Source organism: Spongiactinospora gelatinilytica (assembly GCF_003236385.1).
In the GTDB taxonomy this organism is placed as follows: Bacteria; Actinomycetota; Actinomycetes; order Streptosporangiales; family Streptosporangiaceae; genus Spongiactinospora; species Spongiactinospora gelatinilytica.
Map to the genome: position 1 here is coordinate 1 of NZ_POUA01000413.1, position 6,490 is coordinate 6,490.

General features: G+C 69.2%; 5 protein-coding genes and 1 pseudogene. 5 read left to right on the forward strand and 1 reads right to left on the reverse strand.

What is annotated here, in order from left to right:
- The first annotated feature begins 391 nt into the window (after window positions 1–391).
- Window positions 392–688, forward strand: a complete 297-nt coding sequence (locus tag C1I98_RS33295) for a hypothetical protein (RefSeq protein ID WP_111171315.1) — start codon at window positions 392–394, stop codon at window positions 686–688.
- A gap of 116 nt (window positions 689–804) precedes the next feature.
- Window positions 805–3,222, forward strand: coding sequence for a hypothetical protein (locus C1I98_RS33305; RefSeq protein WP_146607792.1), 2,418 nt, complete (start codon window positions 805–807; stop codon window positions 3,220–3,222).
- Here C1I98_RS33305 and C1I98_RS33310 read toward each other — a convergent pair.
- Complete coding sequence (locus C1I98_RS33310) at window positions 3,182–3,808, reverse strand: TetR/AcrR family transcriptional regulator (protein ID WP_111171320.1); 627 nt, start codon at window positions 3,806–3,808, stop codon at window positions 3,182–3,184. The genes C1I98_RS33305 and C1I98_RS33310 overlap by 41 nt on opposite strands.
- Before the next feature lie 86 nt (window positions 3,809–3,894).
- Here C1I98_RS33310 and C1I98_RS33315 point away from each other — a divergent pair, with 86 nt between their 5' ends.
- From C1I98_RS33315 to C1I98_RS33325, 3 genes and pseudogenes are all read left to right on the forward strand, one after another.
- The gene (locus tag C1I98_RS33315; protein ID WP_111171318.1) at window positions 3,895–4,878 is read left to right on the forward strand and encodes an SDR family NAD(P)-dependent oxidoreductase; all 984 of its coding nucleotides are present in this window, start codon (window positions 3,895–3,897) and stop codon (window positions 4,876–4,878) included.
- Window positions 4,879–5,205: 327 nt separating this feature from the next.
- Window positions 5,206–5,628, forward strand: a complete 423-nt coding sequence (locus C1I98_RS33320) for a PPOX class F420-dependent oxidoreductase (protein WP_111171321.1) — start codon at window positions 5,206–5,208, stop codon at window positions 5,626–5,628.
- Window positions 5,629–5,864: 236 nt separating this feature from the next.
- Window positions 5,865–6,490: pseudogene (locus tag C1I98_RS33325) on the forward strand (alpha/beta fold hydrolase); the annotation flags it as partial.

The following is a 6,490-nucleotide window of genomic DNA, read 5'->3' on the forward strand; positions in this document are numbered from 1 at the left end:
TCCCCAAGGAAGGGCCGCCGTCCGCCCCCTGGCTCCCCGCCAGACGGCAGCCGGCGAAAGGAGATCCATGACCTGTTAGCGAAGTCACGAACCCGTGCCCCCGGCGCTCAGCAAAGAAGCATGAGACCACTTCCCAGGCCGGGGGCACACCGCCTGAATATCCACTACATACCAGAAAGTAGGCCAGTGACTCCCGACCTATACGCCCTCCCCGCCGCCAATGCCACGCTTATCCGGCTGTGCGGCGGAAACAACAACGAGGACGGAGAAGGAGAAGCCTGCATGCTGATCGGCCGAATCCCCGAAACGTCCGACGCCTACCTCATCGCCGACAGTAAGAACCCGGCCGCCTCCCCTCTGCGGTCCACCGAAGCCGAACTGCGGGCCACCGGTGATCCTCCGCACCACCGACACCGTGGACGAGGCGGTCACCTGGCTCGCGGAGCGCTTCGACGAACTCGCCCCCGCGTTCGCCTCTCGCGAGGCGATGGGCCCACTGGCGGAGCGCGAGTACCTGCTCGCCGCCGCCACCGGACATCCTCCGGAGGCCGACAGCGTGTGCTGGGGCTTCTGGCTGACGGCAGAACGCTACGGCACCGTCGCCGTCGTCCACTGCCCCGATTTCCACGCCCCCGGCTACCCGTGCCCGGCGGGCAGGAAAGAAGAAGAACGATTGAGAGTGGATTGACGGGCGGGGCCGGAGATGCCTCCACCATTAGCCACAATCGCGACATTTACCGCATTCAATCCAGTAATGCGCAGCACGGTTGTCTGATCGACGGCTATTCCGACACCATACGGAGGATGGGCCGACGCTCAGCACAACGCGCCGCACTCGCCGCGCTGGCCATCACTTCGCTGGCGGCCACAGTGATCATAGTGGCGCGCGCGGTGGAACCAGGCGCGAGGGTCACGGTGAACGATCTCGTCATCCTCACCGTGGCCATAATTCCGTGGACAGTGGCGATAATCGCCTGGGCCAGGCGACCAGCCACCGCCCCCGCCGATGTGAGTGCCGCCGCCGACGCGCTCGCCGCCTTGGTGAAGGAACAATGGCAGGCCGAGGCGCGGCATCGCAGGCTCAGCGACCCCAAGCCGATTCCGGTCCCATGGGAGGTGGCCAGAGATCAGGAAAGAATGAGCCGATCCCATCTGATCGGCCGGAACCTCTCCGCATTCTCCGGACGCAGCGACGATGTACCGGGACTCATCGCCTTCTTCCGTCATCTCGGTCAGCGACGGCTGATCATCACCGGCGAACCGGGCACCGGAAAGACCACGCTGGCCGTGCAGATGCTCCTCGGACTCCTGGACGCCCGCGCCGAGAACAAGCGGTCGGCCTCCGGTGAAATCGTCCCGGTGCCCGTGCTGATCCCGGTCAGCGGGTGGGACACGAAGGTCCATCGCCGCCTGCACGACTGGCTCGCCGTACGACTGACCCAGGACTACCCGGCGCTCGCCGCCACCGAGCATGGCAACAGTGTGGCCGCCCGGCTGGCCGGCGGCGGGCACATCCTCCCCGTGCTGGACGGCCTCGACGAGATGGAGCCGCCCGCCCGCGCGGAGGTGATCAGGCTGCTCAACGCCTCCCTGGGCGAGCACGACCAACTGATCCTCACCAGCCGTCGCGCGGAGCTGGCCGATGCGATCACCTCCGCCGGACGTCCGCTGAACGCGGCGGCGATCATCTCCCCGCTGACGGTGTCCCAGTCCGCCGGTGCGGACTACCTGGGCGACTGCCTGGCCGCCTCGCCCTCGCGGGCGTGGCAGCGCGTACTGAACGCGCTGGGCGACCACATCGCCCCGCGCATGACCGCGCTGGATCTGTGGCTCATCCGCGCCGTCTACGTGGACACCGGCAAAGACCCCGCGCCGCTGACCGAACTGCTGGACGGGCCGCACGCCGAGCTTCGCGCCCATCTCCTGGACGCACTCATCCCCTCACTCATCGAGACCCGGTTGCCCAGCGCCGATCCGGCGGACCATTTCCGCCCCTCCCGCCGACTGGACCCATCCGCCACCCGCCGCTATCTAACCTTCCTGGCCGAACGCTTCCCACCGTCCGGCAACAGTGACATCGCCTGGTGGCGCCTGGCCGGCACGTCGCGCGGCTTTCCGCTGAAGGTGGGAGTGGCGACGTTCCTGTGCTGTGTACCGGCGTTCAGCGTCACCCTCGGAATCGTCGCCGCGCTGGCGCAGATCATGATGGCGGGTGGGCCGACCGTCCTGTTCTCGTTGCTGGCGGGCCTGTCAACGGGCGTACTGCTCGGCGCGCCGTTCGGCATGGCGTTCGGTGCGGCGGCGGCCATCGCGGCCATGGGCCGCGCTCCTGACCGGACATCCGTGAGCCGTGCGCGCGCCTGGGCGCGCAACATGGCGCGCGGGCTGTTCCCCGGGGCCGCCGCCGGTTGCACGGTGGGATTGTGGGCGTGGGCGGCCATGGGGCCGCCTGCCGGGATCTTGTTCGGCCTCGTCAGCGGTTTCGCCACCGGGATGGTCGCGACGGGCTCGTGGGCCGACGAACTGCCCGGCTACGCCGGTCTGCGCCTACGCCGGCGCCCCAAGGCGCGTTCGCTGCCCCGGGACCTGCTGCGCGGGATGGCGTTCGGAGCGGTGTTCGGTCCACTGTGCGGGCTGGTGTTCGGGGTGCTGGGCGGGGTGGCCACCGGAGTACAGTTCACGCTCATCGGCGGGATCATGTTCGGCGGGGCGTTCGGGCCGGTGATCGGACTGATCAGATGGGCGGAGTGGCCGCTGGCCGACGAGGTCGGCACGCCGCTGTCCAGCCATCGCGCCGACCGTGACCTCACCCTGTTGCGGGCGACCGCGAGCGCCACGTTCTTCGCGCTCGCCATCGGCGCGACACTCGGCGTGCTGATGTCCCGCTCCCCCACTCCTGAACTGGCCGGACAGGCGTTCATGGTCGGGCTTTCGATCGGATTCGGCTTCGGCTGGGTGTTCGGGCTGGTCGCCGGAAGGCATCATGCCTGGCTCGCGCTGACGTTCACCGTCGTGCCGCTGGCGCTGATCGGGAAACTGCCCTGGCGGTTCATGGGGTTCCTGGACGACGCCCATCGGCTCGGACTGCTACGCGCGGTCGGTCCGGTGTACCAGTTCCGCCATGCGGCGCTGCACGACCATCTCGCCAAGGCCCATGCTCCCCAGCGGGCCGAACGGCCCCTCAGCCCGGCGGTCGGCTCGCCAGGCGCCGGGGGCCCGTGACCAGGTCCATCGCCTGACGCATCGCGTCGCGTACGGCCTCGGGCGAGTCGCCGCGCTGGAGGCTGGCCATCGTCGCCGCGCTCACCGCGCCGATCGCCGCGCCCACCAGCGCGGCGGCGGCGACCTCGTCGACCTCGGCCGGATATGCCTGGTGCAGCGCGCGGGCCAGCTCGGTCTGCGCGGCCATGTAGCGCTGGAGCAGGCGGGCCTGCAACACCGGTGCCGACCCGGCGAGACGGGCCCGCAGGGCGGCGAGGCCGCTGGTCAGGTCACTCTCCCAGGTGTCGGCGATCATGCGCTCCATCGCCCTGACCAGGACATCCGCCAACCGATTCGTGCTACCGCGCTCGGCGACCGCTTTCAGCGCGAGGTCGATGCGCACGTCGGCGTTGGCGAAGAGCACGTCCTCCTTGGCCGGGAAGTGGAGGAAGAAAGTGCGGGTGGACACGTCGGCGGCCTCGGCGATCTCGGCCACGGTGACCGCTTCGTACCCCTTCTCGGCGAACAGGCGTACCGCCGCCTCCACCAGCGCCTGCCGCGTGCGCTGCTTCTTCCGCTCTCGCAGCCCTGTGCTCTCCGTCGTCATCGCCACATCCTATTGCATCTGGTGCAGCACTTCATGCAGTGTAGTGTTTCATTGAATGAAGTGAGTGGCCGAGCGAGGAGGGGCACATGGGAAGCCTGGACGGACGCGTCGTACTCATCACCGGCGCCGGGCGCGGCATCGGGCGCGAGGAGGCGCTGTACTGCGCCGGGGAAGGCGCGAAGGTCGTCGTCAACGACCCGGGAGTGGCCATCGACGGCACGGGCGGCGACGCGGGTGTCGCGGCGGCGGTGGTCGAGGAGATCACCGCGCGCGGCGGGCAGGCGGTCGCCAACACCGACAGCGTCTCGGACTGGGACGGCGCCCGGCGGATGGTCGAAACGGCGGTGGAGGCGTTCGGCGACCTGCACGTACTCATCAACAACGCCACCATCGAGCGCAACCGGGGGATGGCCGACCTGGGCGAGGAGGACTTCGATGTGGTGGTCGCGGTCAAGCTGAAGGGCACGTTCGCGGTCACCCGGTGGGCGGCCCGGTACTGGCGCGAGCGGTACGCGGCCGGTGAGCGGGTGGACCGCGCGGTCATCAACACCTCATCGGGCTCGGGCCTGCTCAACCCGCTGCCCGCCCAGGCGTCGTACGCGGCGGCGAACGCGGGCGTCGCGGCGATGACCACGGTGGGGGCGCTGGAGCTGGGGCGGTACGGGGTGCGGGTCAACTGCATCTCGCCTTCGATGGCGCGTACCAGGCTCACGCTGGAGGTTCCTGGAATGAGCGAGAAGCCGGCTGGGGGGTTCGATCCGCTGGACCCGGCTACGAGCGCGCCTGTGGCGGCTTATCTGGCCTCGGCGGGGTGCCCGCTGACGGGGCAGGTGCTGTCAATCCGTGGGGGGTCGGTGGCGGTGAACCATGCGTGGTCGCGTGGGGAGCGGGTGGAGAAGGACGGGATGTGGACGGTGGAGGAGCTGGCTGAGGCGATGAAGGGGGTTTCGATGGACGACCCCTTCGACAAGCTGGCTCAGGCACTGGGCGGGGCTTTGGGGGCCACCGGGCACGCGCAGATCCAGGAGATGATCAACACTCTGCTGGATGGCGCGTCCTCGGAGGAGTGACCTGGGGCGCCCTGGTGTCGTGGGCGCGGCGGCCGGTACGGCGAGCGCCCACGGCACCAGGGCATACTCCGGCTCCGGGATATCCCCGCGTGTGCGGGGGGTGTACTTCGTGAGCTGGCATGATGCAGGAGATCTTGCTATTGAGTGTCGGGGTTTGTCGGTGATTCCCACAGGGGCGCAGGGGCGGGCTTACCCCCGATACGGAGGTTCGCGTACTGGCTATTGCGGCGGGTTCAGCATGGTCGGTACTGCTTTGCCCGCGTTGATCGGGACGCAGGGCGCGGTGAGGGCATAGTTTGGGCCTTTGGTCACGGGATGGGAGAGCACATGTCATTCACCGAAGAAGAGATCGAGTACCTGCGCTCGCAGTCGCTCGGGCGACTGGCGACCGTCGGCGGTGATGGGCAGCCGGATGTCGTTCCGGTCGCCGTTGAGTACGACGGGACCTTTCTGTGGGTCGGTGGGGGTGCCACCGTCACTCGGACGCGGAAGTTCCGCAACGTCGGGGCCGGGAGCGACAAAGCGGCTCTTGTCATCGATGACATGGTTTCCGTAGACCCGCTCATCGCCCGTGGGATACGGATCTACGGCCTCGCTGAGCAACCGTTCGAGCGAGTCGGCATGGTCGGCCCCGGCACCTATATCCGCATCACACCGACGGTGTCATGGAGTTGGAATCTCTCCGGCGAACCCGCTGGGGACGACTGGTACGACATGCGGAAGGCCGTTCATTCCCCTCCTCGGCAGTAGAGCGGGGAAGAAGGCACCTTCTCTGTCATTGGTGTGCATCGGCGTCCATCGGTCTGCCGATGGCCCGGTGAGTTACTGGGGGCGCAAGCGTCGGGCGAGGCCCGCTTCGCGTAAAGCGCGGCACATGGGGCCGTACGACCAGCGCCCTCATGCCGAGGCGGTCACGCTGAGCCAGCGGTCCACCGGCCCGGCCGTGAGCAGGCCGCTGCCCGCGCCCGCGAGCTGGCCCGCGGCCGGGCTTCCCGCAGACCCACCTGATGTGGCGGCACGTCGCCGCCGATCTCGCGGCCGACCACACGGTCATCTGTCCTGATCTGCGCGGGTACGGCGCCAGCGACAAACCCGCTGGTCCCGATGTCGATCTCTACGCCAAGCGCACGATGGCCGCCGACGTGGTCGCACTGGCCCGCGCGCTCGGCCACGAACGCTTCGCCCTGGCCGGCCACGACCGTGGCGCCCTGGTCGCCTTCCGCGCCGGACTCGACCACCCTGACGTCGTGACCCAGCTGGCCTGCCTGGACGTACTCCCGACCCTGGACATGTGGCAGGTGCCGCGGGGCACGAGCGCGGCGGTGGGGTTCCACCTCTACCTGATGGCCCATCCGCCGGGGCTGCCGGAGAAGATGATCGGGGCCGCCCCGGACACCTTCTTCGGCCACTTCCTCGACATCTGGGGCGGGCGGCCCGACCCCATGCCTGCCGAGATCCGGGCCGCGTACTTGGCCGCCTGCCGGGGTGCGGTGCCCTCGATCGTGGCCGATTACCGCGCCTCGGCGACCGTTGACGTCGAGCACGACCAGGTGGACAGGGAGGCGGGGGCGCGGCTGGGGATGCCGGTCACCGTGATCCAGCAGGACTGGGG

Bases quoted from the DNA above. Each gene is read 5' to 3' on its own strand.
- C1I98_RS33315 (WP_111171318.1), top strand. From the start codon at position 3,895: ATGGGAAGCCTGGACGGACGCGTCGTACTCATCACCGGCGCCGGGCGC.
- C1I98_RS33305 (WP_146607792.1), top strand. From the start codon at position 805: ATGGGCCGACGCTCAGCACAACGCGCCGCACTCGCCGCGCTGGCCATC.
- C1I98_RS33320 (WP_111171321.1), top strand. From the start codon at position 5,206: ATGTCATTCACCGAAGAAGAGATCGAGTACCTGCGCTCGCAGTCGCTC.
- C1I98_RS33310 (WP_111171320.1), bottom strand. From the start codon at position 3,808: ATGACGACGGAGAGCACAGGGCTGCGAGAGCGGAAGAAGCAGCGCACG.